Raw genomic sequence first — 26,792 nt, forward strand, 5'->3', positions numbered from 1 at the left:
CCGTCGCCGCCTCACGTCCGGGCAGGCCCGCGGGCGAGCAGCCCGGCGACGGCGTCGGCCGTCTCGGCGTGCCGGGCCAGCAGTTCGCCGACCTCGTGGTGATCGGGTCCGCCGGTGACGTGACCGACCGGCCGCCACTCGATCTCGTATCCGAGCAGAGCGGCCACGGCGTCGCACGATCGCGGGTGGGCGGCCAGCAGATCCGCCACCGGCCCGGCCGGTGCGAGCGCCGGTCGCGAGGTTTCCGGCCGCACCGGCTGGGCCTTCCAGGGCGGTGTCCACGTGTCGACGGCGGCCAGGCCGGCCGGGAACGTACGGCCCGCCTCACGGATGAGCACGGGCACCATCTCGTTCGCGTGGTCGCGCAGCGTCGTGATCAGCTTCGGCAGCCAGGGGAGCAGGACGGCGTCGGGCAGCCGCCCGAACGCCTTCGACATCACCTCGACCACGAGCGGCGCCAGCGTCGGCGCCGGTTCGAGCGCCTGGACGAACCCGCTCATGTACTGCGGGAACGCCGGGACGACGAGCGGGTTGGCCAGCAACTCGTCGCATTTCGACCGCAGCTCGGCGATCGGCAGCATGCCGAGCTGGGTCTGGGCGGCCCACAGGAGCGCCACCTTGGCGGGCGACTCGGGATGCGACTGCCGTACGGCCAGTTCGAGCTGGGCGTGGTCGCAGCCGAGGGACAGCGCGAGGCTCTCCATGCCGAAGAGGAATCCGAGCATCGCGGCGACCTGCCGGACACCGGAGTCCTCGTCCACGAAGGCGGTCGGCAGCAGCGTGCAGTAGTGCGAGTAGCCCTCGGTGACGAACGCCCCGCACCACTTCGGCAGCTCCGGCTCCGTGGCGCGGTAGTGGCTGAGCAGCCGGCGGATCCGGCGCAGCACCTCGGGCGCGCCGTCGACGGTGCGCTCGGCGGCCAGTAGCTCCACCGCCCGTGCCCCGAGCTCGTCGGTGAACCGCCGGCCGCCCAGGTAGAGGATGGAGTCCTCGACGGCCTCCAGCGCGATGGCGGCCGTGGCCTGCGACCCCCACACGGTACGGCGCAGCCGCCGTTCCAGTACCTGCTCGACGGTGACGCCCTCGTGGCCGAGCTCGACGAGCGATCGCTGGTGGTGGCCGATCGCCAGATCCCAGCTCTCCTGGATCGGCCGTTCGCCCAGCGCGCGGGTGCCCATGATGGGACGTACGGCGTTGCCGGGCAGCAGGCGGCGCAGGATCCACAGCAGGTCGGAGCACGGCACCAGCTCCGGATCGGCGTTCAGGTCGAGCAGGGCCCGCTGGACGGCGCGCTTCTCCAGGTCGAGCCCGAGCGGCGTCAGCCGGTCGAGCACGTCACGGGCCAGCGGCGGAAGCGCCTCGTAGCCGACCTGGCCGATCCGGTCGCCGCCGAGCAGGATCTCGCACAGGCGGCGCACGTCGCGCCGGCCCGGCACGGCGTCCTTCTCGATGCAGGTGATCGCGGCGTCCTGGAAGTCGTACGGGGTGGGCCGGCCACGGCCGCGCAGGCCGGCGAGCAGGATGGAGGTCTCGAACACCGCGATGGCGTCGGCCGTGCTGGCCAGGTAGCCGTTGCGGCGGGCCAGCCGGACGATGTCGACGCACCAGCCGAGCAGCTCGGCCTCGTCGAGGTCGTCGAGGACGGGCGGCTTGGACAGGAAGCCCGACAGCCGGTCGGTGACCGGTTCTCGTGGAGCCGGCGCCGCGCCGGGCAGGCGCTTGGAGTGCTTGCGCGCGCCCTTCTGGCCTTCGAGCACGAACGGCTTGGCTCGGCTGCGGGCGACCGCCTTGGTCCAGGTCGCCGCGGCGATCGACACCGACCCGGGGGCCAGCCCGAACTGGGCCTCGATGGAGGAGTGACTGGACGGGATGAGCCCGTAGTGCCAGCGCGTGGCCGTACGAGGGCTGATGTCGTACGGCTCGGCGTCGGCCGCCAGGCCGAACTGCTCGACCCGGCTGGCCGCGTGGAAGGCGCCGCACACGTACAGGCAGTCGGAGGGGTCGGTACCGGAGGCGGCGAGGTGTTCGCGCATCCGGGTCCACATGTAGCGCTCGCGGTCCTCGTCGCGGCGATGGTCGCCGTCGCCGTCGTGCGGGGCCAGCCGCCGGAACAGGCTGCCGATGAGGACCATGACCTGCCGGTAGGTGTCGTGGTCGGCGCCGACCAGGGGCTGCTCGACGTACTGGTCCCACCACTCCGACCAGTGCCTGACCTTGCCGTGGTGCAGCAGGTGCGCTTCGAGTTCGGCGAAGCGGGGCCGCAGGTCGCCGATCTCGATGCCGACGGCGTCGCCGTGCAGGGCCGCGTCCTCATCGGAGGCCGCCTCGGGCTCGGCCTCCGTGGCCTCGGCGGGCTCGCGCGGTTGCCACTGGAAGACGTGGTCGGTCGAGCGGTCCACCAGGACGATTTCGACGCCCGGGGTGTCGAGGGCGTACGCGATCGCCTGGTACTCCGCCGACGCCTCGGTGATCGGAGCGACGACGCTGAGCGGCACCCAGTCCTCCGGAAAGCCGTCGACGTCGGTCGCGAACGCCTGCAGCGCCACGGGCAGCCGGCAGTTGCGCAGCTCGTCGAGCAGTGGCCGCAGGTCCTCGCACAGCTCCAGGTAGATGACCTTGGGCTGCTTCTCGCGCAGGCGCCGCACCATGGCCAGCGCCGAGGCGGGCGAGTGGTGGCACACCGGGAAGATCTCGAGTTGCTCGCGCAGTGCCCGGTCGACGTCGTCGACGATGCCCGCCAGGATTCCGTGCACGCCACCGGGCCCGTCGGCGAAGGCGTCGGCGGCGTCGAGCAACTGCTCCCGGAGCGCTCCGAAAGGACTCATTGGTTGCGTGGCGTGCAGGCCTCGGTCATAAAGCCGGGGATGAGACGCCGTTCCCTCCCTTGTTTGTTGGCGGTGCTCGATAGCGTGTTCGTATGAGGTTTCGTCTTCAGCCCACGCTCGCTCAAGAACGGGCGTTGCTGGAGCATTGCGCACACGCCCGGTTTGTCTGGAATCTTGCGGTTGAGCAACATGCCCACTGGCGTCCGGGACGCACAAGCGCACCGGGCTATGCGGAGCAGTCCCGTCAGTTGACCGAAGCTCGTAAAGCGTTTGGGTGGCTGGCGTGCGGGTCGCAGACGGTGCAGCAGCAGGCGCTGCGGGACTTCGCGCAGGCAATGAGCAATTTCTTCGCCGGGACTCACCGCAGGCCGACCTGGCGTAAGGCAGGCCGACATGAAGGATTCCGGATCGTCGGCCGTCGCGGTAGCCACTGGGATGTACGCCGCCTGTCCCGCAAAGTCGGTGAGGTGTGGGTTCCGAAAGTCGGCTGGGTCCGGTTCCGCTGGTCCCGCGCCGTTACCGATTCGGTCAAGTCGTTTAGGGTCGTCCGGGATCGAGCCGGTCGCTGGCATGTTGCGTTCGCCGCCATCCCTCCACCGGTCGACGGTCCAGGGACGGGTCAGGTGATCGGTGTGGATCGTGGCGTGGTTGTGTCGGCCGCGCTGTCGACCGGCGAGCTGCTGTCCGTGCTTGGCCTGCGTGACAGTGAGGCTAAACGTCTGCTGCGGCTGCAGCGGAGGCTCGCTCGCGCGAAGCCGGGGTCGAACCGACGGCAGCGCCTCAAGACCACGATCGGCCGCCTGAAGGCCAGGGAGGTGGATCGGCGTAAGGACTGGGTGGAGAAGACCTCCACCGATCTGGCCCGCCGCTTCGACATACTCCGCGTGGAGGACCTGAAGATCCGAAACATGATCCGTTCTGCACGCGGCACCGTCCAGGCGCCCGGGAAGAATGTGCGAGCAAAGGCCGGGTTGAACCGGTCCATTCACGCGGCCGGGTGGGGGCGATTGGTAGCCCGTCTGGAGGAAAAAGCCCCTGGGCGGGTGGAGAGAGTCGATCCCGCGTACACATCCCAGATCTGTAACGCTTGCGGGTATCGGGCAGCGAGCAGCCGTGAGAGCCAAGCGGTTTTTCACTGTCGCGCCTGCGGGCACACTGATCACGCGGACGTGAACGCGGCCAAAAACATCGCCGTCGGGCGGACGGTGTCTGCGCGGGGAGGCCGGCCGCCGGGCGGGCCTGGGAACCGCGAACCTCAACTCGTTTCCTCCTCTGTGTAGGGGCGAGTTGGAATCCCCTGCCCTCGGGCGGGGGAGGACGTCAAGACAGGGTGGCGATCGCCTCGCGGCCGCCTTCGAGGAAGTCCTGCCACGGCCCGCCCTCGTCCTTCTTGCTGCGCGGCTCGACGACGCGGTGCCAGAACTTGTTCAGGATGGCCAGGTCCTCGGGGCTGCGACGGGCCAGCGAGCCCACCAGCGACCCGGCGAGCGTGCCCGCCCGCAGCGTGCGGTCGCCGAAGAACTGGCTGTGCAGGATGGCGTCCTCGAGCACGCCGATCTGCTCGGCGGTCGACAGCGCGGACTCGAGCTTCTCGTCGTCGCCGGCGGCGGAGTTCGCCGCGGCCCGCAGGTCGGCGAAGCTCTGCAGCAGGATGTCGAGCAGCGTCGGCGGCACATCCAGCTCGATCTGGTGGCGGCGCAGCAGTTCGGTGGTGCGGAACCGGACGATCTCGGCCTCGCTGCGCTTGTTCGTCACCACCGGGATGCGGACGAAGTTGAACCGCCGTTTCAGGGCCGAGGAGAGGTCGTTCACGCCGCGGTCCCGGCTGTTGGCCGTGGCGATGATCGAGAATCCGGGCTGGGCGAAGACGGTGTTGTCGTGGTCGAGCTCGGGGATGGACACGTACTTCTCGGACAGGATGGAGATCAGCGCGTCCTGCACGTCGCTCGTCGACCTGGTGAGCTCCTCGAAGCGGCCGATCACGCCCTGCTCCATCGCCGTCATGATCGGCGAAGGGATCATCGATTCCCGCGACTGCCCCTTGGCGATCACCATGGAGACGTTCCACGAGTACTTGATGTGGTCTTCCGTCGTGCCCGCCGTTCCCTGGACGACCAGGGTCGAGTTGCGGCAGATCGCGGCCGAGATCAGCTCGGCGAGCCAGCTCTTGCCGGTGCCCGGGTCGCCGAGGAGCAGCAGTCCGCGGTCGGACGCGAGTGTCACGATGCTGCGCTCGACGAAACTGCGGTCGCCGAACCACTTCTGCGGAATCTCACGGTCGAGCCCGTCGGAGCGCTCCGAGCCGAGGACGAACAGCCGCACCATGCGCGGGCTGAGCCGCCAGGAGAACGGCTTGGGCCCGTCGTCCACGGACTCCAGCCAGTCGAGCTCCTCGGCGTACTTGACCTCGGCCGGGGCGCGCAACATCTCGTCGGTCATTGCCTGTCTCCTGAGTTCCTAGGTGAGGAAGTTCTTGAGCTCGAACACGAGCTTGTCGATGTGGCCAGAGATCACGGGGGTGCCCAGGTTCTTGAACTGCTGCCGGAACCACGGCTCGACGCTCTGGTGCCCGGAGCTGTTCACCGAGCCGACCGGGATGAACTTCACCCCGGAGCCGTGCACCGCCTTGATGCCGTCGAACAGCGGCCGGGACCGGTCGAACTCGTAGAAGTCGGAGATCCACACCATCACGGTGTTGCGCGGATCGGTGATCTTCGGCCGGGCCATGGCCATGGCGACCGGGCCGTCGTTGCCGCCGCCGAGGTTGGTCCGCAGCAGTACCTCGAACGGATCCTGCACCCAGGGGGTCAGGTCGATCGCGCGGGTGTCGTAGGCGATCAGGTGGACGTCGACCTTGGGCAGTCCGGCGAAGATCGACGCCAGGATCGTGCAGTTCACCATCGAGTCGACCATCGATCCGGACTGGTCGACGACCACGATGAGGCGGGCCGGCGTGGTGCGCTTGGCGGTGTGCCGGTAGAACAGCCGGTCGACGTACAGCCGCTCGTCCTCGGGGCTCCAGTTGGTGAGGTTCTTCCAGATCGTGCGTTCGAGGTCGAGGTTGCGGAACACCCGTTTGGGCGGCACCGACCGGTCGATGGTGCCGGTGCTCGTCTGCTGCACCTGGGTGCGCAGCACCTCGGCGATCTCGTCGACGTACCTGCGGATCAGTGACTTGGCGTTGGCGAGCGCGACGCCGGACAGGTTGGACTTGTCGCGCAGCAACTGCTCGATGAGCGACATGCTGGGTGTCAGCTGCCGGGCCAGCACCGGGTCGGCCAGCACCTCGCGCAGCTGCATGCGGCTGACCAGGTCGCCCTCCAGCTCGGCCAGTGTGCCGCCCAGCCCGCCCTCGTCACCGAGCGCCTGCTTCAGCCAGCCCGCGTCCTGCTGCCAGCCGGCCAACTGCGTGGCGGTCACGCTTCCGGTGCCGGTCGCGAACACGTTGAGCAGCAGCTTGGAAACCAGCGCCGCCCGCCGCACCCGCTGCTCCGGATCGTCCTCATCGTCGTACTCGGCCTCCCCCGGCGTCGTCAGGCCGCGGAACTCGTCGCCGAGGTCGGGGAAGCGCTGCACGAGGTTGTCGACCGACACCGAGGGGTCGAGCAGCGCCGCGGGCAGCCCGAGGTCGTCGACGATGGCCACGCTCGACGCCTCCAGCGTGGGCTGCTCGTCACCGTCGAACATCCGCGCCAGCATCCGCCAGTAGAGCACCTGGCGCCGGTTCTCGTTCGAGTCGCCGGACTCGGGTGAGTCGCTCATCTCGCCGGTCTCTCTCACTTCCTCAGCAACCGTCCCGCGCGCTCGCGCAGCACGGCGACCGCGTCGCCGGTCCGGGCCTCCGCCTTTACCGCCTTGGGGTCCGTGACGCCCTGCGCCCAGTCGCCGTTGTGCGCCTCGACCGCCGTGCGCTTGACCGTCGCCTGTACGGCGAGGGGCTGCAGCGTCCACCGGCCCGCGTCCCAGCGAATCAGGCCGATGCAGGCCGTCGAGGCGGCCACCAGCTCAGGGGTGAGCGGCCCGCAGGCCGGCAGCCGGCCGGTGTCGACGGCGAGGGTGTCGCCGTCGAGATCGAACGTGCCGCCGTCGGTGGTGTAGCCCTCCACCAGCACCGGTTCGCAGATGCGCACCGGATGGCGGTCGAGGGGCGGTACGGCCGGGGCGAGCGCGCCGGCGAGCCGGATCCGGGCGGTGGCGAAGGGGTCGGCGGGATCGCCCGCGTCGGCCTGGTCGTCATGCCACACCAGGTCGCCGCTGCCGAGCAGGGGCACGTCGGTGACCTCCAGGCTCCGGTGCTCGGCCAGCGCCTTCAGCAGTACGGGATGGTCGTTCAGCAGCCGCCACACCGCCGGGCCGACGATCGTGTCGACCTTCGCCGCGGCGACGCTCGTACGCACCAGGCGGGCATCTCCCCCGCCCGCGGGCTCCAGCACGCCATGGACCTGCATCTGCACGGCGGTGCCGTGCTCGTGCACCTCGACGCCGAGGATCAGCAGCCGTCCCGACACCGTCTCGCCGCCGCCGGACCGGTCGTCGGCCGGCTGTGCGAGCAGCATGGCGCGGGTCCACAGGTCGGCCCAGCGCCGGACGGGCAGCCGTTCCATCGTCGCGACGGGGCACGACGCCCGCAGCTCGGCCACCAGACCGTCGAGCAGCACGGCGAGCCGCCGCAGGGTGGGCTCGGCCAGCAGGGCCTCGAGCGTCTGGTCGGCGGCCGAGACCAGGTCGTGGTCGACGCCCCGCCATCCGGTGATGGCCAGTTCGTGCAGCCAGGACCGGCATCCGGCGAGCAGATTGGTCGCTCGATCCGCCTCGGCTTCGGTGGTGGGCGTCGGCTCCTGCCATGAGTCCCTCGTACGTCCGAGCGCGGTGTCGAGCCGTCCGAGCTCGGCGTCGTGCACCGAGCCGAGCAGCGCGGCGCGCCCGCCCGCCAGTGCCGATAGATGCTCGCCCGCGGTCGAACCGGCGGCGACCTTCTCGGCCGCCTCGGCCAGAGCCGGTCCGAGCGGCGTGGCGCCCATGGCGGCGGCAAAGGCGGCCAGCGCCGCCGCGCGCTGCTCACCCAGCCGGCCGAAGCCGCCTTCGAGGGCGTCGTCGAACCCCGTCACCAGGTCGAGTGCTTCGTCGACTCCCGGCGGTGACTCGACCAGCAGTTCGGCGACCTGCACACCGAGCATCAGCGGACCTCCCCCATGGCCGGGAACCAGTGCAACTCGGGGATGGGCGCCGTGGTGCCGGGCAGCTCCAGATAGGCCAGATGGCGCAGGAAGCGGCTGAACACCACCGCCGCCGGCGCTGTTTCACGTGAACCCCTCAGACAGCTCATCAGGTCGTCACCGTCGGCGACCTCGACCCGCAGGTAGCGGGCGACGCGGTCGAGCCCGTACTGCAGCACGGCCTCGTCGACCAGCGCCTGGAGGTGCTTGCAGGCCGCGCCGCGCAGCCCGCCGCACGGCCGGTTGTTGTTGGTACTGCAGTTCAGGCCGTGGGTGCCGGCGGTGATCGACGAGACGTACACCCGGGAGATGTCCGAACCGCTCGACACGACCCCCTGCAATCGCCCGTCGGCCAGCTCGACGAAGGGGACCTTCGCCAGCTTGCGCGGCTTGACCGGGGGCACCACCCGCACCACGCTGTGCTGCTCCCACGCGGCTCCGCCTGCGGTCACGATCCGTGGCCTCCGCTACGGCAGCCGCTCCTGCGGCCGGCCGCGATCCGCCGACCCGCGTTCGCCGCCGCCGTCACCGCCGCCTCGCCTCGTACGGGGCGTCGTTCCATGTGCTCATCGGGGGCTCCTTGTCCATGTCCGCCGCTCGATGACGACCGTAGCGACAGGCACCGACAGGGCCCCGAGCGTGCGTCACGGTGCCTTCAACCGCACCGCCGCCGCCTGGCTAGGCTCCAGGCGTGAACCACATCAAGTGCACGCAATGTGGAGAGGTCGGTCTGGAGCCGGGCTTCATCGAGGACGCGGGCGAGCACTCCAAGGGATACGCACGATGGATCGCGGGTGCCCTGGAAAAGGGTGTCCTCGGCGGTGCCAAGAGGTTCGGCCGGCAACGGTGGCAGATCGATTCCTTCCGTTGCCCCAAGTGCGGGCACCTTGAGCTGTTCGCCACTCAGCAGACCTGAGGAGGGTCGTCCGATGTCAGCGTGCTGACGTCGCCCGTCATCCCTCGCTTCCGATCGCCGGGGTGTGGCCGTGGAGGTCCGCGCGGTCGGCGGCGGCGCGGCCGGACATCCAGCCCTCGCGGTCGGTGATTCCGGTCATGCGGTGCTCGGTGAGCTCGGGGAACATCGAGCCCAGGGCGTCGTCGACGGCTCGATCACGTGCGGCCAGGACCGGCAGGAGACCGGTCCCCGGTGCCTCCGCCGCCGCTTGGCGCTCCACGTCCCCGGTGGCCTTGGTGAGCCGTTCGCCGATGCGCAGGGCGTACGAGGACAGGAACGAGTGGCGGAAGGACCGGGTCCGGGACCGGCCGCCCGGCCCTCGCTTGCCGCCTTCGCGCACGAGTGCGGTGTTGGCCTGCACCAGCAGCGAGGTGAACAGCAGCTCCACGGCGTCCAGATCCGCGGGGAACCCCAGGACGGTGGAGAATCCCAGGCGCTTGGTCCACACTGCGCGGCACCGATTGGCCTGCGCGATGTTGGCGAGCAGCACCGCTTTGGGGGATTCGTACGGGTTGTCGATGGGCAGGCGGCGGCCGCCCGGACCCTCCTGCTCGCCGCCGGAGCGCGCCGCGAGCAGCGCGTGGTCGATGCTGTAACGGGCCATGAGCTGCTGGGCCCGTGCGGTGAGCGCCTCGGCCTCTTCGGGGAAGTCCGTGGACTCGGCCTTGGCCAGCAGGGCTCTGATCTTGTCGAGCATCCGCTGATCGGCCGCCGTGGCCGTCCGGGTACTGGATGCGGTGCGCCGGGCCTCGCCCGGTGGCGGGCACAGCCGCTCCAGCTGAGGCAGGGTACGCAGCAGCGCGATCACGTGCAGGGCGCAGGTGATCGTGGTGGCGCGGTCCGTTCCCTGGCGGGCGGCCCAATCGCTCAGGTACGTGTCGTCGCGGTCCCACCACACGGTCGCGTCCAGCACCGACATCTGGTCCAGCCACCGCTCGTCCACGGTCGCCGACGAGTAGGCGCGCATCTCGGCCGCGACCGCGTCGGTCATCATCCGCTGCGCATGCTTGCCATGCTCACGGCCGACGTACCGGACCAGATCGGCCGGCTGCCAGCCGCGCCGCCACCCGAGCGTGACGCCACTGTTCATGGCACCGGTCAGTGCGCGGTCCACCAGCCGCGCCGGCAGGGTCGGCCCGGCGCGGCCGGGCAGATCGGTCAGGGCCAGCACGGATTCGGTGAAGGACTCGGCATCGCCATGGACGGCCGCGCGGACAGCACCGTCCACTAAGAGCTCGATCACCTCTCCGGGAGCCGGCCCTCGGGACCGGTGCGGCTCTGCCGCCCCGAAGAGCGGGTGCGGCCCTGCCTGACCGGCCGAAGCCTGCCGCCGCCGCTTACGGTCTTGTCCCCTGGCCTTACGGCGCATCCGGTTCGCCTTGCCCACAACGGTCCCTCCATCGGCCGGTCACGACCGGCAACATGTTGCCAGTCCGGCCGGAAGCGGGTCGGCGGTTATCCACAGGGTGGGGACGACCTGCGGGCGCGTGAGTCCTGAGGGGGCGTCACGGTCGCCGTGGCGCTGCGAGAGGATGAGTGCATGGGTAACGTCACGGCCAGCGCGCGGAAGACGTTCAACGCGGCCCCGGACCGGGTGATCGCCGCGCTTGGCGACTACGACGGTACGCGGGCGAGGCTGCTCACCGAGCACTTCAGCGAGTACGAGGTCCGCGAGGGCGGCCAGGGAGCCGGCACCGTGGTGCACTGGAAGCTCGCCGCGACCAGCAAGCGGACGCGCGACTGCCTCATGTCGGTGAGCACGCCGCAGGACGACACGCTGGTGGAGCGGGACGCCAACTCGACCATGGTCACCACGTGGACCGTCTCGCCGGAGGGGGAGGGATCGCAGGTACGGGTCGAGACCACCTGGAGCGGCGCGGGCGGCATCGGCGGGTTCTTCGAGCGCACCTTCGCGCCGAAGGGACTGCGCCGGATCTACGACCAGCAGCTCGCCAAGCTGGAGACCGAGCTCGCGAGCTGACCTCGGCTCGCCGCCTCACTCACTTGCGAGTGGCGGTGATCAGCCGCCGGGCGCCCTTCCGCAGGAGGTCGCCGGCGACCCGCTCGCCGAGCGACGCCGGGTCATCGGCCGGTCCCCACTCGCGTGAGCGGGCCCATCGCGAGCCGTCCTCGTTGAACACCATGCCGAACAGGCTGAGCCGCCCGTCCGATGCGGTGTGCGCGTGCCCCGCGATGGGGCTGTTGCAGTGGCCCTGGAGCATGCGCAGCATCGTTCGCTCGGCCGTGACGTACCGGGCGGTGTCGGAGTCGTCGATCTCCTTGAGCAGGCGCATGACCGGCTCGTCGGCGGTGCGCGCCTGCATGCCGATGACTGCGGCGCCGACGGCGGGCACGATCGCGAGGGTGTCTCCGTCCGCCCAGGTCGTGGGCAGTACCTCGGTGATCCGGTCGTCCAGGCCGATCCGCTGCAGGCCGGTGCGCGCCAGCAGGATCGCGTCGTAATCGCCCGAGTCGAGCTTCTTGATGCGGGTGTCGATGCCGCCCCGGATGCGCTCCACCCGCAGGTCGGGCCGGCGGAGCGAGAGCTGGGCGCGCCGCCGTACGGACGACGTGCCGACCTTGGCGCCCTGCGGCAGGTCGGGCAGGCACCGGCCGTCACGGGAGAGCACGACATCGTGCACGTCGCCGCGCGGCAGGTAGGCGGCGAACTCGGTGCCCTCGGGCAGGGGCACGTCACCGGGAACGTCCTTCATGGAGTGGACGGCGAGGTCGATCCGGCCGTGCACCAGCGCCCGGTCGATCTCCTTGGTGAAGTTGCCCTTGCCGCCGAGCAGTGACAGGTCGCCGGTCCACCGGTCGGCGGAGGTCTCGATGTCCACGATCTCGACGAGCAGCCCGGGCACGATCTGGGCCAGGTGCTCGACCGCCTGGTGCGTCTGCGCCCTGGCGAGGGGCGAGGCCCGGGTGCCGATGCGCAACGGGTCACCCGCGAGCCGCTCGGAAAGCTCGTGCCGGATGTCGCTCACGGACCTCTCCCCTCGTACGGCGGTCGTCCACAGGTGCCGCTTCGGCTCACCCTATGGGCGGCCCGTACGGGCACTGAGTCGGGATGGTGACCGAACCATGAAAGGGAGCGACCGGAGCCTGTTCCAACTCGCGGTCAACCGCCGGCTCGGATGAGTGCGTACAGAACGGCCGAGACGATCAGTACGGCTGTTCCCGCCCGCCTCACCTCGCCGTACGCCTTGTTCTTCAGGACGGGGAGACCCCTGATCGCGTTCCGCCATTGCGTGAACGCATGGCGGGCCCGCTGAACGGCGATTCCGACGAACACACCGGCCAGGACGGCGCCAGTGATCAGCGTGGAGACGGGATTTGCGTCCATGGCAGTCCTTAGGGCGAGCGGATACGCGTCCTTTGTATCCCTCTTTCCCATGGTCACGGAGCATTACCGCGCTTAATCCAGATCGACGTTTAGAAAAGAGTAAATTGCTGAACCTGCTGCCCAAATGAAACAAAGCAACGAAAGAAGATCTCCAAATCCCGAATTGTTGGGAACCGGCTATTTTGCAATGGTCAGTCCTTGCCGAGTCGGGCGCGGCTCGGCACCGACGTTCGTGATCAGTACCGCGGCCGGCGCACAACACAGCGCTCGCCGGGTCAGCGAGCCGTGGTCCTGGCCGCCCAGGGTCTCAGCCCGCCCGGAATTCCGCGCCCGGCGATCCTGCGACGACCCGTCTCGGCCTCGTCATGACTCCGTACCGGTGGAGCGCTCTCGCCGCCCGCGGCGGTCTGGCGGTCGTCCAGCCAGGCGCGAACGAGTCGTTCACCCTCTTCGATCAGGGCGGGGGTGTCGCGGAAGTCGAAGAGGTTCGCGGTCTCGAGAGCGGGTGCGGGGAGCATTCGTACCTCGTGGTGGGCGCCGGCGACCGCGTTCACCGAGGCGTGGCCCAGCAGCTGGCTGAGCGCGCGCAGTGCCACGGGCGCCGCCCCGCGCGGGACCGACCCGGGAGCGCTCTGGCCGAGGGACGGCAGTACGTAACTGATGTCGGCGCCCAGGGCGTCGGCCTGCAGCACGGGGGTGGCCGCGGCGATCCCGCCGTCGTACAGCAGCCGCCCGCCGACGTCGACGGGAGGGAACACACCCGGCAGCGAGGTGGTGGCCAGCAGCGCCCGTACCGTGGGTCCCTCGGAGAGGACGACCGGGTCGCCGCTCGCCACATCGGTCGCGACCACGTGCGCGGGCAGTTCCAGCCGGTCGAGGTAGGTTTCGCCCAGCTCATGTTCGAGCAGCCGCCGCAGGGCCCGGTGGGACGAGACCCCGCCGCTGTGGCCCACCAGCGCATGCGCCAGGCTCCACGCCGACACCGGGAACACGTTCCTGCGCTTCACCGACCGCCACAGCGTCTCCAGCCGCTCGATCCCGTCCAGGGTCGGCTCCCGCGCGAAGCCGACCGCGTTGATCGCCCCGGCCGAACAGCCCACGACGAGATCGGGCCGGATTCCCGCCTCGGTCAGGGCACGCAACATCCCCACCTGTGTGGCGGCGATGCTTCCACCACCCTGGAACACGAAAGCGGTTCGCACCCGGGTCTCCGTACTCGCTGTGGCCGTGGCATCGGGTCCGGCGGCGGGCCGCCGCCGGTCGGTCGCGCGGGACCTGCGCAGCGGGGTGTCCCACCGGCGACGGGCGGGCGATTCCGCCCCGCTCAAGATTCGGTCACCGTGATGGCCAGGGCCGGGCAGAGCGAGGCGGCCCTGCGGACGTCCATGTGCACGTCGGCCGGAGGGCTTTCGTCCAGCAGCACGACGATGCCGTCCTCATCGCTCTGGTCGAACACGCCCGCCGCCGACAGCACGCACTGCCCGGAGCCGACGCACTTCTCCCGATCGACGCTCACGCGCATGATGTCTCCCCCATTCGTTCTCTGGCCGTCCGATCACCAGGTCACGGGCAGCTCGTACACCCCGTAGATCAGTCCGTCGTGCTTGAAGGGCACCTGGTCGCGGTCGACGGCGAGTCGCAGGCCGGGGACGCGCCGGTAGAGCGTTCCGTAGACGACCTGGAGCTCCACCCGGGCGAGCGGCTGGCCGAGGCACTGGTGCACTCCGAAGCCGAAGGCCACGTGGCCGCGCGCGTCCCGGTGGACGTCGAGCCGGTCGGGATCGGTGAACACGTCCTCGTCCCGGTTGGCCACTTCGTTCGCCATGATCACGCCGTCGCCGGCGTGGATGACCCGGCCACCGATCTCGATGTCCTCGAGCGCGACCCTGCGCCGGCCCGAGTGGACGATGGACAGGTAACGCAGCAGCTCCTCGACCGCCCCGGCGATCAGCTTGGGGTCGTCGGTGGCGCGGAGGGCGGCGAGCTGGTCGGGGTGCTCCAGCAGCGCCAGCGTGCCGAGTGCGATCATGTTCGCGGTGGTCTCGTGCCCGGCGACGAGCAGCAGCATGCCCGTCACGGCGAGCTCGTGCGCGGTCAGCTCTCCTCTCCTGACCTGCTCCACGCCCAGCTTCGACAGCAGGTCAGCGGCGGGGTGGGCGAGTTTCTCGGCGACCAGGCGCTCCAGATAGTCGATCAGAGCGTCCACGGCCTCCCGCATCGCCTCCGGTGGCTGGTCACGATTGACGAGGACTCTGGTGTTGCGCTGGAAGAAGTCGTGGTCGGCGTACGGCACGCCGAGCAGCTCACAGATCACCAGCGACGGCACGGGCAGGGCGAATGCCTGTACGAGGTCGACCGGCTTGGGGCCGGCGAGCATGTCGTCGATGAGGCGGTCCACTATGCGCTGGATCGCCGGGCGCAGCGCCTCGACGCGCTTGATGGCGAACGGGGCGGTCACCATGCGGCGCAGCCGGGCGTGCTCGGGGTCGTCCATGCCGATGAAGGCCCGTGTCCGCAGCCTGCGCTCGCGCGATGCGGCGGTGACGTGCGGGTAGCCGGGACGGGTGACGTCGGCGCTGATCCGCCGGTCGGCCAGTAATGCGCGCTGCTCGGCATGGCGGGTGACCAGCCACGGCGTGCTGCCGTCCCACGTGCGGACCTTGACGAGCGGCGCCTCGGCCCGCAGGTCCCTCAGTGCCGGGGCCGGGTCGAAGGGGCAGCCGGCCGCCCTGGGCATCGGATAGTCCGGGATGCCGTCCGGTTGCGCGGGCGCTCCCGAATCGGCGATGTGTAAGGACATGTCTCTCTCACTTCCTGCCACGTTCCTCCGCGGTGGCCCGCTTGGCGGCGTGCAGTGCCGCCGCCACCACTGTGTGGTCGGTCAGGTGACGCAGCGCCGGGGCGGCGTCGGCGAGCGCGCGCTGTTCGGTGGGATCGAGTGAGCCGATGAGGCTGGACAGGAAGGCCACCCGCCCGGCGCGGCGACGCCGGATCACCTCCCGGCCGGCACCGGTGATGGCGACCAGCACTATCCGGCCGTCTGATGGATCACGCCGCCGTTCCACGAGGCCGTGCCGTTCCAGCCGGGAGACCATCGCGGTCATCGACGGCTGGCTGATGCCCTCGTCGACGGCCAGTTCGGTGATCCGGCGCGGACCCGCCGATTCGAGCATCGAGAGCGCTGCGATGGCGGTGAAGCCGATCTCGGGCAGCGCCGCCATCTGTCGCACCACGAACCGGGAGATCTCCTCCAGGGCCCGCGCCGTCTCCATCTGGTCCTGCTCACTCAACGCCACAGGACCAATATATAGCTGTTCTATATAGATACCCTATGTACACTTCGTCACACCGGGCCGGTCGACCGATACTGTCGATCAAGGATCCGGGCACCCCGGCGTACCCCGATCCTTGATCATCACGTGCTGAGACGCCGCCCGCGAGGTCAGCGGCGGCCGGCGAAGAACTCGCGGATGTCGGCGAGCAGCAGGCCGGGCGCCTCCATCGCCGCGAAGTGGCCGCCCTCGTCGAAGTCGGACCAGCGCACGAGGTTGTTGATCTTCTCTTCGTCACGGCGCAGCGCGATGTCCTGGGTGCCGAACAGCGCCACGCCGAGCGGTACGGACGACACCTCCTGCTCTCCCCACGTCTGCCCGTCCTCGTAGTAGAGCGCGCCCGAGGAGCCCGCGGTGCCGGTCAGCCAGTAGATCGTGATGTTGGTGAGCAGCAGGTCGCGGTCGATCGCCTCATGCGGGAGTTCCTTGGCCAGGTCGGTCATGTCCCTGATCTTGTCGACGATCCAGGCGAGCTGGCCGGCGGGCGAGTCGGTCAGGCCGTAGGCGAGGGTCTGCGGCCTGGTCGACTGGATGGCGATGTAGCCGCCCGCCTCGTTCATGAACTCGTTCATCCGCCGCACCCTGGCCCGCTCGCGCTCGGTGAGCGTGGGCTCGTCTTCGCCGACGCTCGGGTACGTCGTGCCCCCGTTGACGTGTACGGCGACGACGTTCTCCGGGGCGATGAGGCTGAGCGCACGGGAGATGCCGCTGCCGAAGTCGCCGCCCTGCGCGCCGTACCTCTCGTAGCCGAGCCTGCTCATGAGCTCGGCCCAGGCGGCGGCGATGCGCTGGGTCGTCCAGCCGGCCTCGCCGGTCGGACCGGAGAAGCCGAAGCCGGGGATCGACGGGATGACCAGGTGGAAGTCCCGCGACAGCGGCTCGATCAGGTCGAGGAACTCGATGATCGAGCCGGGCCAGCCGTGCGTGAGGATCAGCGGCAGGGCGTCGTCCTCGCCGGATCGGATGTGCAGGAAGTGGATGTTCTGCCCGTCGATCTCGGTGGTGAACTGCGGGTGGGCGTTCAGCCTGGCCTCCCAGGCGCGCCAGTCGTAGCCGTCGGCCCAGTACGCGGCCAGCTCCTTGAGGTAGTCGACCGGTACGCCGCGGCTCCAGCCCTGGCCGCCTACCTCACTGGGCCAGCGGGTACGGCCCAGCCGGTCGCGAAGGTCGTCCAGGTCGGCCTGGGGGATGTCGACACGGAAGGGGCGGATCTCGGATGTGTTCGTCATGGGGCGGACGTTAGGAGCCGGTGGGGACAGGCGCGGTCCTAGGCATCGGGCACAGTGGAGAACGTGTTGGAGACCTCGGCTCGCCTGCTCAGGCTGCTCTCGCTGCTGCAGATTCATCGGGACTGGTCCGGTGCGGAGCTCGCGGAGCGGCTCGGTGTTACCCCGCGTACGGTCCGTCGCGACGTGGACAGGCTGCGCCGGCTCGGCTACCCCGTACACGCCAGTGCCGGTGTGTCCGGGTACCGGCTCGGCGCGGGATCGGATCTGCCGCCGCTGCTGCTCGACGACGACGAGGCGGTGGCGGTCGCCGTGGGGTTGCGCACCGCGGCCGGTGGCACCGTGGCCGGGATCGAGGAGAGCTCGGTGCGGGCGCTCGCCAAGTTGGAGCGGGTGCTGCCGTCCCGGTTGCGGCACCGCGTCCACGCGCTGCAGTCCATGACCGTCCCGATGCCGGCCGCCGGGCCCACGGTCGCCCCGCACGTACTGACCGCCGTCGCGGCGGCCTGCCGCGACCATGAGAGCCTGCGCATCGACTACCGGTCGCACGACGGCAGCGAGAGCAGTCGGCTGGTGGAGCCCCATCGCCTCGTGGCCGCCGGGCGGCGCTGGTATCTGGTGGCGTACGACACGAGCCGTGCGGGGTGGCGCACCTTCCGCCTCGATCGGGTGAGCCTGCGCACACCGGGCGGCCCGCGCTTCGTCCCCCGCGAGCCGCCCGATGCCGACCTCGTCGCGTACACCTCGCGGGGTATCTCCAACGCGCCGTACCGCTACCAGGGCCGGTTCACCGTGCACGCTCCGGCGGCCGTCGTGGCCGAGCGGATGTCCCCGACGACGGCGACGGTCGAGCCCGTCGACGCGCGGACGTGCGTGCTGACCTGCGGGTCGAACTCGCTGGACGCGATGGCCCTGTGGGTCGCGCTGATGGGTGTCGGGTTCGAGGTGCACGAACCGCCCGAGCTGGTCGAGCACATCCGCGCGCTCGCCGACCGTCTGGCGGACGCGGCACGTCGGCCGGATCCCGCCGGCTGAAACCCACGACCGCTCCGCGGCGACCGGGTCCGCGGCGACGGCCGCCGCGGTGAGCTATATCCGCTTGCCAAAGTGTCGGTGCCACCAGCCATGATGTGTAGAACAACCCTGAATCAGCACCTAACCGCCCCTTGGGCGGCTTTTTCACGATGGGAACACTGCGTTGAGCACATTGACTTCACCCACGTTGGCGGACGACCCGCCGGAGGCGTCCGCGCCGCCGGGAGGGCTTGATCGGGGCGTGCTCGCGGTCGCGATGGTCGTCGTCCTCGGCGCGATCATGTCGATTCTGGACGTGACCGTCGTCAACGTCGCGATCAGCCATCTCGCCACGGAGTTCGACGCTCCGTTGTCCACCATCCAGTGGGTGGCCACCGGCTATACGCTCGCCCTCGCCACGGTCATCCCGGTCACCGGCTGGGCCTCGGCCAGGTTCGGCACCAAGCGGCTGTACATGATCTCGATCGGGCTGTTCGTCATCGGATCGGCGCTGGCCGGTTTTGCCTGGTCGGCCGAGTCGCTGATCGTCTTCCGGGTCCTGCAGGGCCTGGGCGGCGGAATGATCATGCCGGCGGGTATGACGATTCTCACACAGGCCGCCGGCCCGAAGCGGGTCGGCCAGGTGATGAGCGTCGTCGGTATCCCGATGCTGCTCGGGCCGATCTGTGGACCGATCCTGGGCGGCTGGCTGGTCGACGACGTCTCCTGGCGCGGGATCTTCTTCATCAACCTTCCGATCGGCGTCGTCGCGCTGTTCCTCGCCGCGAGGATCCTGCCGCGCGACACCCCGCACCCGGGCGAACGCCTCGACCTCCTCGGCCTCGTGCTGTTGTCGCCCGGCCTGGCCGCGCTCATCTACGGCCTGGCGAGGGGCGCGGAGAAGAGCGACTTCAGTTCGGCCGAGGTCCTCATCACCACGATCGCGGGAGCGGTGCTGGTCGTCCTGTTCGCGATCCGCGCGTTGACCGCCAAGGTCCCGCTGATCGACCTGCGGCTGCTCAAGCGGCCCGCGGTCGCCGCGGCCTCGGGCACCATGGTGTTGTTCATGTGCGCGTTCATGGGCGCCATGCTCCTGCTGCCCCTGTACTACCAGTTGGTGCGGCAGGAAAGCGCGTTGGCCTCCGGCCTGCTGCTCGCCCCGCAGGGCCTCGGCGCGATGGTCACGATGCCGATCGGCGGCAGGCTCACCGACCGCATCGGCCCGGGCCGGGTCGTCCTGATGGGCATGGTCGTCGTCGTCGGCTCGGTGGCCGCCTTCACCGCGGTCCTGCAGGCCGACACCTCGTACTGGGTGCTCGGCTCGGTGCTGTTCGTCATGGGCATGGGCCTGGGCATGACGATGATGCCCACGATGGCGGCGGCGATCCAGACCCTCGTACACGACGAGGTGCCGAGGGCCAGCACGATGCTGAACATCATCCAGCAGGTGTCGGCCTCTGTCGGCACCGCGCTGTTGTCCGTACTGCTCGCCAACAACCTGGCCGACAAGCTCGGTGCCCAGGGGGGTGGGGGTCTCTCCGCCACCCGGGACGTCCCGCCGGAGGCCATGCAGAAGATCGTCGGTCCGATGGCGGAAGCCTTCCAGAGCACCTACTGGTGGGCGCTGGGCCTGCTCGCCCTGGCGTTCATCCCGGCGCTGCTGCTGCCACGCCGTAGGCCGGAGGAGTCGCCGGCCGACGCGCCCATGCCGATGCACTGACCCCGGCTCAAGACCCGTTCCGGTGACAAGCGCAGTCGCCCCGGTTCGGTGGACGCGTAGGCGCGAGACCTGACGTGTCACCGAGCCGGGGCGAGTGCGTGTGGGCGACCCGGGCCCGTGGGCCGGATCCGATCGTGGGGCCGGTATCAGCCGGTCAGGAAGCCCCCGGATGCGTCGATGTCGGTGCCGATCACCGCCGTCGCGTCGTCGGAGGCGAGCCACATCACCACACGCGCCATCTCCACCGGCTCCACGATCCTCTTGATCGGGTAGTCCTGGGCGATCTGCTCATAGGTGACGCCGAACGCCTCCGCCGCCCTGCGCAACATCGGGGTGTCGACGGCGCCCGGGGCCAGGGCGTTGACGCGGATGTTCCGCTCCGCGTACTCCAGCGCGGCGACCTTGGTGAGCGAGGCGACGCCGTGCTTGCTGGAGTTGTACGGGGAGATGGTGGCGAACCCGACCTCGGCGGAGATCGAGGCCGTGTTCACGATGATCCCGCCGCGCTGCCGGAGCATGTGCGGGATCTCGTACTTCATCGACACGAACACCCCGGCGGTGTTGGTCCGCCAGACCCGTTCGAAGTCGGCGAGCGTCTGCTCGTGCAGCGGGGCTGCCTTCGGGCTCTCGATTCCGGCATTGTTGAACGCGATGTCGATGCGCCCGTGACGGCGCACGCACGCGTCCACGAACGCCCTGACATCGCGTTCGCTCGACACGTCGGCACGCATGTACGTCGCGTCGCCGCCGAAGTCGCGGATCTCCTGCTGGTTCCGCTGACCCAGCTCGGTGCGGCGCCCGCAGAAGAACACCCGGGCGCCCTCGCGGGCGAACTCATACGCGGTCGCCTTGCCTATACCCGAGGTCGCCCCGGTGACCAGGACCACCTTCCCGGCGAACCGGCCTCGCGGATTCGCTCTGCCGGTCGCGGGATCAGGCGGCTCCTGGGTGTTGGCCCGAGCGGGTGTGCCGATTGCCGTGGCGGCCAGCCCCGCGGCGCCTATGGTGCCCGCGGCGATGATGTTCCGCCGGGTGAGTCCGAGGTCACTCGGGGTCGGATCTGGCATGGGAGCTCCCGTCGTGCGGAGTCGTTCGGTGAGGAGACCCATGTCATGCTCGCGGCTCCGCCGTACCGCGGTCCAAGACCCGCTGTGATAGCCGATGGTCATGACCAGTCGCGCGCGGCCTCCGCCGGCCTATCGAGGACATGGACCAGGCACTCGCCCACTTCTCTCAGGGCCGGGTCCGAATCCATCCCTGCGCACCCGAACTGCCTAGGGTGGACCATGTGACCGCGAACGCCTTTTCGGAGGCTCTCGTTCAGGCCGTCCTGGCGGCGGGCATCTGCGACGAACGCCTGATCGAGGCCGTTCGCATGACACCCCGGGCGGGATTCGTCCCTGTCGACCATGCCGGCTCGGCTTATGAGGACATGCCCATCGGGATCGGGCACGGCCAGGTGACCACTCAACCGTCCCTGTCGGCGCGAATGATCGAAAGCCTCGGCCTCGAAGGGGGCGAGCACGTACTGGAGGTCGGCACCGGCCTCGGCTATCAGACCGCGCTCCTGGCCTACCTGGTGGGCGACGTCGTGAGCGTCGAGCGGTTGCCCGACCTCATGCGGCAGGCCGAGCGGAACCTCGCCGAGCACGGCATCGACAACGTAGAGCTGCTGGCCGGGGATGGCAGCTGCGGTGCGCCCGACCGTGCTCCCTATGACGCCATCATCGTGTCGGCCGCATTCACCGAGGTACCCGCACCACTGATCGAGCAGCTTCGGCCCGGCGGCCGGCTCGTACAGCCCATCGGCCCCGGCGGCCAGGAGGACGTCGTGCTCTTCGAGCGCACCGCCACCGGGCTGACCCGCAAGAAGGTCGTGACCTTGGCCGCGTTCGTACGCCTCCACGGCCGGCACGGCTTTCCGACGTGAAGCCGCGAACGCCCCACAGGTGCGCCCCGCCTCGTGGTTGACAGCCGACGGTCGGTCATCTTGGCAGGTTCTGCGCCTTGCCGGTGCGCGGAGGGTTCCGCACTATCCGGGAAAGCGCATACGTCCGTCGCCTCGGCGTACGAACCCCGGCTGGAGGCCTCCGTGAGATTCCGTACCGCAGCACTGGTCGTCGCCGCGAGTGTGATCAGCGCACTGCTCCCCTCGCCCGGCGCGCAGGCCGCGACCGCGACCGAGGGCGGGCTGCCCGTCTATTCGGCCGGCTCCCGGTGCACGCTGGGGTTCAACGTCCGCAGCGGCACCACCTACTACTTCGTCCTGGGGGCGCGCTGCGCGACCGTCGCCGGCACCTGGTACGCGGATCCGGCATTGACGATCGTGCTCGGGACCACGGCCGGCTCGACCGGGAACACCTCGATCGTCCGCTACACCAACCCCGCGGTGACCAAACTCGGCAGCGTCCACCTCTGGCCGGGGTCGCAGGACATCGTCTCCGCGGGCAACGCCTTCGTCGGCCAGTCGGTGTGCCGCAGCGGTCCCGTCACCGGCCTCCGGTGCGGCACCGTCACGGCGTTGAACCAGACGGTGACCTTCCCCGAGGGCACTTTCACCGGGCTGGTGCGGACCAACGTGTGCGCCGAGCCCGGGGATTTCGGGGGGCCGTTCTTCTCCGGTACGACGGCGCTCGGCCTGACCGTCGGCGGCTCCGGCAACTGCACCAGCGGTGGGGTCACCTACTTCCAGCCGATCCTTCCCGCGCTCAACGCCTTCGGCGTGAACGTCTACTGACGGGTGCGCCGGTCCGGCCGACCGGGTCGGCCATCCGCCCTGGGCCAACGCCGAGAAGCGGCTCTCCTGAGGTCCGCCGGTACAGGTCGCGAGGTGCGGACGTCGCCCGTGGCCGTCGTCATGGCGGCCGACCGGCCCGGTCATGCGCACATCGGACACAAGGCCGGCGCCCCGGCTTGCCGCATTCCGGCGGCTACCCGGGGACGTCCCCGCACCTCGTGCGGTGAACGTTGCGGCCGATCCGCCTTCGTGGGAGCGTTCCGGAATGGCCGCTCCGCCTTCCGACGGGGCTTCGCATCCCGTTCGGCCGCCGCGTGTCCTTCGCGTGGGCGCCATCGCCCTGGTGCTGGTGGTGAGCGGGTGCGGCGTGACGGCCGCCTGGTGGTCGGGAGCGTTCACCGACGACGGTCGGTTCGATCGGGTGGCCGCCTGCCCGCTGCTGCCCCCGGGCATGGTCTCCCGCCTCGTGCACAAGCCGGTGCCCGACCCCGACGGTGAGGCGCATCCGCCGCGATCGTTCTTGGGCATCGGCGGCGGTGACCGGACCGCGGTCTGCAAGTGGTCCACGTCCGTCGCCGGCACCGACGCCCCGTTCCGTACGGTGCGGCTGCACGCTGAGACCCGGGTCGACGACCCCCCGCATGAGAGCGCTCCTGAGCGTGCCCGCGCGCTGTACGCCACGTGGCGGCGCAACGCGCGCCCCACCTCCGACGTGCGGGACGAGCCGGGCCTGGCCGAGCAGGGGTTCAGCCTCGTCGACCACATGCGCATCCAGATCCTGTTCAACCGTACCGACGTCTACGACGTGCACGTCAAGTTCCGGGTCTCGAACCTGCTGGTCGACCTGTCGGGTCGTACGCACACGCGTCCCTCGCCGCAGCTGAGGGCCCGACTGGTCGCGTCGGCCCGCGAGATAGCGGCCGGGCTGCAGGCTTGACATGGCCGGTGGCGGGGGCGCGCCGGCCGGAACGGCATCGAGCCGGTCGCGGCGCAGGCGCGGTGGATCGAGCCGAAGCTCACTCACCGGTCGGGGGGACGTGTATGCGCGCGACGTGGTCGGTGACGATGGTCGAGGAGATGGACCGGGCACTTGCCCACTTCACTCAGGGCAGGGTCCGGATCCATCACTGAGCGCCGGTGCCGTAGCGGAGAAGCGGGTACGGGCCTACCGGCGATGCCGCGACAAAGTCCACAAGTGCCGTGGAATGCCCGAATATGGACAGCGGACGGCGAGTGCGGGATATGCTCGAATCCGTCGGGTCCCCTCCCCCCAGGACGGTCCATGTCGACGCGGAACCTCGATGACGCAGCGGGCGGCAGTGCTGCTTCGAACAAACTCAACATGCATGTCGCGCATTCGGCCCGGATGTACGACTACTACCTGGGAGGAAAGGACAACTTCGCGGCCGACCGCGAAGCCGCCGAGAAGGTGCTGGCGAACTTTCCGGCGATGCGCACAACCGCCCTCGAGAACCGTGCCTTCCTGCGGCGCGTGGTCACTCACCTGGCCGGTGAGGCCGGGATCCGCCAGTTCCTGGACATCGGCACGGGCATTCCCGCCGTCGACAACACCCACGAGGTGGCGCAGCGGGTCGCCCCTGGCAGCCGAGTCGTTTACGCCGACAATGACCCGATCGTGCTGGCCCACGCGCGGGCGCTGCTGACCGGCGATTCGACCGCGTACCTGCATGCCGACCTGCGCGATCCGGACGGCATCCTGGCGCATGCGCGGACGGAACTCGACTGGGAAAGCCCAGTGGCACTTCTCTTGGTATCGGTGCTGCAGTTCCTGACCGATGACGACGACCCTTACGCCATTGTGGCCCGCATGCTGTCGGCCCTGCCGGCGGGCAGCCATCTCGTGATCTCCCACGCCACCGGCGATTTCCTGCCGCCCAGTACCGGCCGCACCGGGGAGCGGATCTATGACGCAGCGGGCATCCCGCTGCAGTTGCGCACCCGCGAGGAGATCTCCGGATTCTTCGACGGCTGCGAAGTCATCTCGCCAGGACTCGTGCCGATATCCGAATGGCGCGCTGAAACCGAACCACAGCCCCGTCCGGCTCTCGCCGAAGCCGCCTTGTACGGCGCAGTGGCGCGCGTGATTTAGGTCGTACGGCTGACCACGTGCGGCAAGGGTCGTCCTGAGATCCCCGATGGTCCCGGGGATGCTCTCCCAGCAGTGGCAGTGCCCTAGTTGGAAGAGTCACGAAATAAAGCCGCCTCGCTAGTCAAGGATTCATATTTCTCCTTGTATCAGGGTCGGTCAAGATACTCCTGATCTCGCTCGCCCGTCCGCGACCAGGACACCCCCTCTGGTCCGGCCGCGAGAAAGAAGGAGAAGGCTTGTGACCCAAGTCCTCAAGGCAGCCCTCACCTCGGTCGCCGCGTTCACCGCACTCACCCTGACCGCCGGCGCCGCCGCGGCCGTTCCGGCCCAGACGTCCCCCAGGGCCCAGGCTCCGAGCAAGGTGTTCACCATCACCGACCACCTCGCCCGCCAGGTCGCCGGCGAACTGGCCGATCAGACCGCTCGGGGCCACGTCGCCTCGACGACAGCTTCCGGACCGGCCGACCTGCTGACGATCGAGCCTGATACGCGTCTTGGTCAAGAAGCGCGTGCCGCCAACCGGGCCGTGCTTGCGGCCAAGGCCTTGCCCGCGACGAGCGGGTCGCTGCTGCGGCTGCGGCTGGCGAACACCGGCACGCGCGCGGCTCTGGAGCGTGGTGAGGTGCCCCTGGTCGCGGCGGCACCCACCGACGACGAGCCGGCCGAGGTGACCGCCTATGACCCGCTCGGCGGGAAGGTCCTCCTCGATCCGGTCAAGGCGCCCGACAGGCCCGTTCTCGTGGTGGAGGTCGACGTCGCCAAGGCGATGCCCATGGGACTCGAGCTCGTGAGGGACGTTCTCGCCGACCGCGGCATCAAGGCCGTAAAGCCCTCCGCATCGCGAATCACTGAATCCCGAACCACCGAATCCCAGGCCCTTGCGGCCAACGGGTACTGGGCCACCAAGATCAATGCCATCCGGCTGAACAACGATCAAGAACCGTGGATCAAGGGAGCCGCCGAGATCTACAGCGTTGTCGGTGGCTTCGGGCTCGACGGTGCACCCGCCGTCAACATCGTGCAGATGCCGTACCTCGACAACGACGGCACCACGTACTACCCCAACCAGCTCATCGTCCACTTCTCGGCGTACAAGTACAACCTGGCCGATGTCGTCATGATGGAGGACGACGGCGACACCAACTACCAGGCGCTCGCCACGGCCATCGCCAACGCGCTGCTCTCGATCGCGGACCTCGGCTACTACGTCCCGCTGGTCAACGCGATCCTGTCCGCAATCCCGACCTCGTGGTGGACAGACGACCCGGACTACGTCGACTCCTGGTACACACTGTCCACCGCCAGCAGCGGCCGGTTGAACGGCGCCGCCGCCAATGGATGGATGGACGTCGCTCCCTACTGGGTGTCCGCGCTCTGACCTATGGATCTTCCTTCCGGTAGTGGCCTGGAGCGGTGCCGAACTCACGTTTGAACGCCTTGGCGAACGCGAACTCGGAGGCGTACCCGGTGCGTTCCGCGACCGCGCGCAGCGGCAGGTCGGAGTCGCGCAGCAGCCGGGCAGCGGTGGTCATGCGCCACCAGGTCAGGTAGGTCAGCGGGGGCGAGCCGACCTTGCCGGTGAACCGCTGGGCGAAGGCCGCGCGGGACAGCCCCGCGTGCGCGGCGAGCGACTGCACGGTCCACGGACGGGCGGGATGCTGGTGGATGCCGCGCAGCGCGGCGCTGACGGCCTGGTCGCGCAATGCCGCGCCCCAGCCGGTGTCCGGCTCGCCCGGCCGGCTCTCGTACCAAGCGCGCAGGATGTACAGGAGGAGAACGTCGAGCAGAGCCAGCGTGGCGGCGTCGGCGCCGGGCCCTGGGGCGGTGTCCAGTTCGTGGCCGAGCAGTTCGATCGCACCGCGCAGTGACGAGTGCCGCCCCACGTGGGCCGGGATGTGCATGACGTCGGGCAGTTCGGCCAGCAACGGGTGGATCCGGGACTGGTCGAGGCGGTAGGCACCGCACAGCGTCTCGGCGCGGGGGCCAGGGCCGTCGCCGGTCACCCGGCCGATGGGGAAGGAGCCGTCCTCGTATTCGGGGACGGCTTCGGCCAATGGCGTTGTGAGCGCGTCCGCGAGTCCGTGGCCGAGCTCGCGGGGCAGGAACACCACGTCGCCGACGCCGAGCGCGATCGGTTCGCCGTCGGTGGGGAGCAGCCAGCAAGAGCCCTGCAGGATCACATGGAACCCCGCCCCCTGCTGTTGCTGGAAGCGGATCCCCCAGGGCGCGCGCAGCCGTGTTCTGGCGGCGTGCGATCGCCCCGTCCGCATGGCGGTGATCGCGTCGCTGAGCACGTCCATGTCCAGAACGT

25 protein-coding genes are annotated in these 26,792 nt (G+C 69.8%); 10 read left to right on the forward strand and 15 right to left on the reverse strand.

The genetic code is table 11. The features are described from left to right. Positions 1-11 precede the first annotated feature (11 nt). A complete protein-coding gene (locus HKK74_RS12135) occupies positions 12-2,825 on the reverse strand; it encodes a DUF5682 family protein (RefSeq protein WP_187243254.1) in 2,814 nt (937 codons plus the stop codon). Positions 2,826-2,917: 92 nt separating this feature from the next. Here HKK74_RS12135 and HKK74_RS12140 point away from each other — a divergent pair, with 92 nt between their 5' ends. Beyond that, the gene (locus tag HKK74_RS12140; protein ID WP_187243255.1) at positions 2,918-4,105 is read left to right on the forward strand and encodes an RNA-guided endonuclease InsQ/TnpB family protein; all 1,188 of its coding nucleotides are present in this window, start codon (positions 2,918-2,920) and stop codon (positions 4,103-4,105) included. A gap of 40 nt (positions 4,106-4,145) precedes the next feature. Here HKK74_RS12140 and HKK74_RS12145 read toward each other — a convergent pair whose 3' ends face one another. The 4 genes from HKK74_RS12145 to HKK74_RS12160 are packed head-to-tail and all read right to left on the reverse strand — an operon-like array spanning position 4,146 to position 8,493. Next, positions 4,146-5,264, reverse strand: coding sequence for an ATP-binding protein (locus HKK74_RS12145; RefSeq protein ID WP_187243256.1), 1,119 nt, complete (start codon positions 5,262-5,264; stop codon positions 4,146-4,148). An 18-nt stretch (positions 5,265-5,282) separates the two neighbouring features. Beyond that, positions 5,283-6,587 (reverse strand): VWA domain-containing protein, encoded by a 1,305-nt coding sequence (locus HKK74_RS12150; protein WP_187243257.1) that lies wholly within the window; start codon positions 6,585-6,587, stop codon positions 5,283-5,285. Between the two features lie 14 nt (positions 6,588-6,601). After that, positions 6,602-8,002 carry a hypothetical protein gene (locus HKK74_RS12155; RefSeq protein WP_187243258.1) on the reverse strand — a complete coding sequence of 467 codons (1,401 nt, stop codon included), beginning with the start codon at positions 8,000-8,002 and terminating at the stop codon, positions 6,602-6,604. Beyond that, complete coding sequence (locus HKK74_RS12160; RefSeq protein WP_187243259.1) at positions 8,002-8,493, reverse strand: hypothetical protein; 492 nt, start codon at positions 8,491-8,493, stop codon at positions 8,002-8,004. Before HKK74_RS12160 ends, HKK74_RS12155 begins: the two co-directional genes overlap by 1 nt. A 239-nt stretch (positions 8,494-8,732) precedes the next feature. Here HKK74_RS12160 and HKK74_RS12165 point away from each other — a divergent pair, with 239 nt between their 5' ends. Next, positions 8,733-8,957, forward strand: coding sequence for a hypothetical protein (locus HKK74_RS12165; protein WP_187243260.1), 225 nt, complete (start codon positions 8,733-8,735; stop codon positions 8,955-8,957). Between the two features lie 37 nt (positions 8,958-8,994). Here HKK74_RS12165 and HKK74_RS12170 read toward each other — a convergent pair whose 3' ends face one another. After that, on the reverse strand, positions 8,995-10,224 hold the full coding sequence (locus HKK74_RS12170) for a DUF2786 domain-containing protein (RefSeq protein ID WP_312881432.1): 1,230 nt from the start codon (positions 10,222-10,224) through the stop codon (positions 8,995-8,997). A 312-nt stretch (positions 10,225-10,536) separates the two neighbouring features. Between HKK74_RS12170 and HKK74_RS12175 the strand changes: the two genes are divergently transcribed. After that, positions 10,537-10,977 (forward strand): SRPBCC family protein, encoded by a 441-nt coding sequence (locus HKK74_RS12175; protein WP_187243262.1) that lies wholly within the window; start codon positions 10,537-10,539, stop codon positions 10,975-10,977. Between the two features lie 19 nt (positions 10,978-10,996). Here the strand turns inward: HKK74_RS12175 and hemC are convergent, their stop codons facing one another. The 7 genes from hemC to HKK74_RS12210 form a co-directional block, all read right to left on the reverse strand. Then, on the reverse strand, positions 10,997-11,983 hold the full coding sequence (hemC, locus tag HKK74_RS12180; RefSeq protein ID WP_222722170.1) for a hydroxymethylbilane synthase: 987 nt from the start codon (positions 11,981-11,983) through the stop codon (positions 10,997-10,999). Positions 11,984-12,117: 134 nt separating this feature from the next. Then, positions 12,118-12,342, reverse strand: a complete 225-nt coding sequence (locus HKK74_RS12185; protein ID WP_187243263.1) for a hypothetical protein — start codon at positions 12,340-12,342, stop codon at positions 12,118-12,120. A gap of 275 nt (positions 12,343-12,617) precedes the next feature. Next, a complete protein-coding gene (locus HKK74_RS12190; RefSeq protein ID WP_187243264.1) occupies positions 12,618-13,544 on the reverse strand; it encodes a patatin-like phospholipase family protein in 927 nt (308 codons plus the stop codon). Between the two features lie 122 nt (positions 13,545-13,666). Beyond that, positions 13,667-13,864 carry a ferredoxin gene (locus tag HKK74_RS12195; RefSeq protein WP_187243265.1) on the reverse strand — a complete coding sequence of 66 codons (198 nt, stop codon included), beginning with the start codon at positions 13,862-13,864 and terminating at the stop codon, positions 13,667-13,669. 33 nt (positions 13,865-13,897) lie between these two features. Continuing rightward, the gene (locus HKK74_RS12200) at positions 13,898-15,142 is read right to left on the reverse strand and encodes a cytochrome P450 (RefSeq protein WP_187243266.1); all 1,245 of its coding nucleotides are present in this window, start codon (positions 15,140-15,142) and stop codon (positions 13,898-13,900) included. Positions 15,143-15,149: 7 nt separating this feature from the next. Then, a complete protein-coding gene (locus HKK74_RS12205; RefSeq protein WP_222722171.1) occupies positions 15,150-15,638 on the reverse strand; it encodes a MarR family winged helix-turn-helix transcriptional regulator in 489 nt (162 codons plus the stop codon). Between the two features lie 146 nt (positions 15,639-15,784). Further along, the gene (locus tag HKK74_RS12210; protein ID WP_187243267.1) at positions 15,785-16,903 is read right to left on the reverse strand and encodes an epoxide hydrolase family protein; all 1,119 of its coding nucleotides are present in this window, start codon (positions 16,901-16,903) and stop codon (positions 15,785-15,787) included. Between the two features lie 63 nt (positions 16,904-16,966). On the opposite strand from HKK74_RS12210, the gene HKK74_RS12215 reads away from it, so the two are divergent. Both HKK74_RS12215 and HKK74_RS12220 read left to right on the forward strand, forming a co-directional pair. Next, complete coding sequence (locus HKK74_RS12215) at positions 16,967-17,935, forward strand: helix-turn-helix transcriptional regulator (protein ID WP_187243268.1); 969 nt, start codon at positions 16,967-16,969, stop codon at positions 17,933-17,935. A 163-nt stretch (positions 17,936-18,098) separates the two neighbouring features. Continuing rightward, positions 18,099-19,634 carry a DHA2 family efflux MFS transporter permease subunit gene (locus HKK74_RS12220; RefSeq protein ID WP_246491470.1) on the forward strand — a complete coding sequence of 512 codons (1,536 nt, stop codon included), beginning with the start codon at positions 18,099-18,101 and terminating at the stop codon, positions 19,632-19,634. 146 nt (positions 19,635-19,780) lie between these two features. Here HKK74_RS12220 and HKK74_RS12225 read toward each other — a convergent pair whose 3' ends face one another. Then, positions 19,781-20,701 carry an SDR family NAD(P)-dependent oxidoreductase gene (locus HKK74_RS12225; protein WP_187243269.1) on the reverse strand — a complete coding sequence of 307 codons (921 nt, stop codon included), beginning with the start codon at positions 20,699-20,701 and terminating at the stop codon, positions 19,781-19,783. A gap of 221 nt (positions 20,702-20,922) precedes the next feature. On the opposite strand from HKK74_RS12225, the gene HKK74_RS12230 reads away from it, so the two are divergent. The 5 genes from HKK74_RS12230 to HKK74_RS12250 all read left to right on the forward strand — a co-directional run bounded on the left by HKK74_RS12230 (position 20,923) and on the right by HKK74_RS12250 (position 25,859). Then, positions 20,923-21,564, forward strand: coding sequence for a protein-L-isoaspartate(D-aspartate) O-methyltransferase (locus tag HKK74_RS12230; protein ID WP_312881434.1), 642 nt, complete (start codon positions 20,923-20,925; stop codon positions 21,562-21,564). Positions 21,565-21,726: 162 nt separating this feature from the next. Beyond that, a complete protein-coding gene (locus HKK74_RS12235) occupies positions 21,727-22,371 on the forward strand; it encodes a S1 family peptidase (RefSeq protein ID WP_187243271.1) in 645 nt (214 codons plus the stop codon). 325 nt (positions 22,372-22,696) lie between these two features. Further along, positions 22,697-23,308: a hypothetical protein gene (locus HKK74_RS12240; protein ID WP_187243272.1), complete on the forward strand. Its 612-nt coding sequence runs from the start codon at positions 22,697-22,699 to the stop codon at positions 23,306-23,308. A gap of 345 nt (positions 23,309-23,653) precedes the next feature. Continuing rightward, entirely contained in the window at positions 23,654-24,481 is an 828-nt protein-coding gene (locus HKK74_RS12245) for an SAM-dependent methyltransferase (protein ID WP_187243273.1), read from the forward strand. Between the two features lie 238 nt (positions 24,482-24,719). Continuing rightward, positions 24,720-25,859, forward strand: a complete 1,140-nt coding sequence (locus HKK74_RS12250) for a DUF3103 family protein (RefSeq protein WP_187243274.1) — start codon at positions 24,720-24,722, stop codon at positions 25,857-25,859. A 1-nt stretch (position 25,860) separates the two neighbouring features. Here the strand turns inward: HKK74_RS12250 and HKK74_RS12255 are convergent, their stop codons facing one another. Further along, complete coding sequence (locus HKK74_RS12255) at positions 25,861-26,781, reverse strand: AraC family transcriptional regulator (RefSeq protein WP_187243275.1); 921 nt, start codon at positions 26,779-26,781, stop codon at positions 25,861-25,863. Positions 26,782-26,792 lie beyond the last annotated feature (11 nt).

The organism is Actinomadura alba (genome assembly GCF_014323705.1).
Taxonomy (GTDB): domain Bacteria; phylum Actinomycetota; class Actinomycetes; order Streptosporangiales; family Streptosporangiaceae; genus Actinomadura_C; species Actinomadura_C alba.

Excerpts from the sequence above, each read along its gene's own strand:
- HKK74_RS12185 (WP_187243263.1), bottom strand. The coding sequence starts at position 12,342 with ATGGACGCAAATCCCGTCTCCACGCTGATCACTGGCGCCGTCCTGGCC.
- HKK74_RS12210 (WP_187243267.1), bottom strand. The coding sequence starts at position 16,903 with ATGACGAACACATCCGAGATCCGCCCCTTCCGTGTCGACATCCCCCAG.
- HKK74_RS12195 (WP_187243265.1), bottom strand. The coding sequence starts at position 13,864 with ATGCGCGTGAGCGTCGATCGGGAGAAGTGCGTCGGCTCCGGGCAGTGC.
- HKK74_RS12200 (WP_187243266.1), bottom strand. The coding sequence starts at position 15,142 with ATGTCCTTACACATCGCCGATTCGGGAGCGCCCGCGCAACCGGACGGC.
- HKK74_RS12145 (WP_187243256.1), bottom strand. The coding sequence starts at position 5,264 with ATGACCGACGAGATGTTGCGCGCCCCGGCCGAGGTCAAGTACGCCGAG.
- HKK74_RS12135 (WP_187243254.1), bottom strand. The coding sequence starts at position 2,825 with ATGAGTCCTTTCGGAGCGCTCCGGGAGCAGTTGCTCGACGCCGCCGAC.
- HKK74_RS12155 (WP_187243258.1), bottom strand. The coding sequence starts at position 8,002 with ATGCTCGGTGTGCAGGTCGCCGAACTGCTGGTCGAGTCACCGCCGGGA.
- HKK74_RS12140 (WP_187243255.1), top strand. The coding sequence starts at position 2,918 with ATGAGGTTTCGTCTTCAGCCCACGCTCGCTCAAGAACGGGCGTTGCTG.
- HKK74_RS12255 (WP_187243275.1), bottom strand. The coding sequence starts at position 26,781 with ATGGACGTGCTCAGCGACGCGATCACCGCCATGCGGACGGGGCGATCG.
- HKK74_RS12245 (WP_187243273.1), top strand. The coding sequence starts at position 23,654 with ATGTCGACGCGGAACCTCGATGACGCAGCGGGCGGCAGTGCTGCTTCG.
- HKK74_RS12225 (WP_187243269.1), bottom strand. The coding sequence starts at position 20,701 with ATGCCAGATCCGACCCCGAGTGACCTCGGACTCACCCGGCGGAACATC.
- HKK74_RS12150 (WP_187243257.1), bottom strand. The coding sequence starts at position 6,587 with ATGAGCGACTCACCCGAGTCCGGCGACTCGAACGAGAACCGGCGCCAG.
- HKK74_RS12175 (WP_187243262.1), top strand. The coding sequence starts at position 10,537 with ATGGGTAACGTCACGGCCAGCGCGCGGAAGACGTTCAACGCGGCCCCG.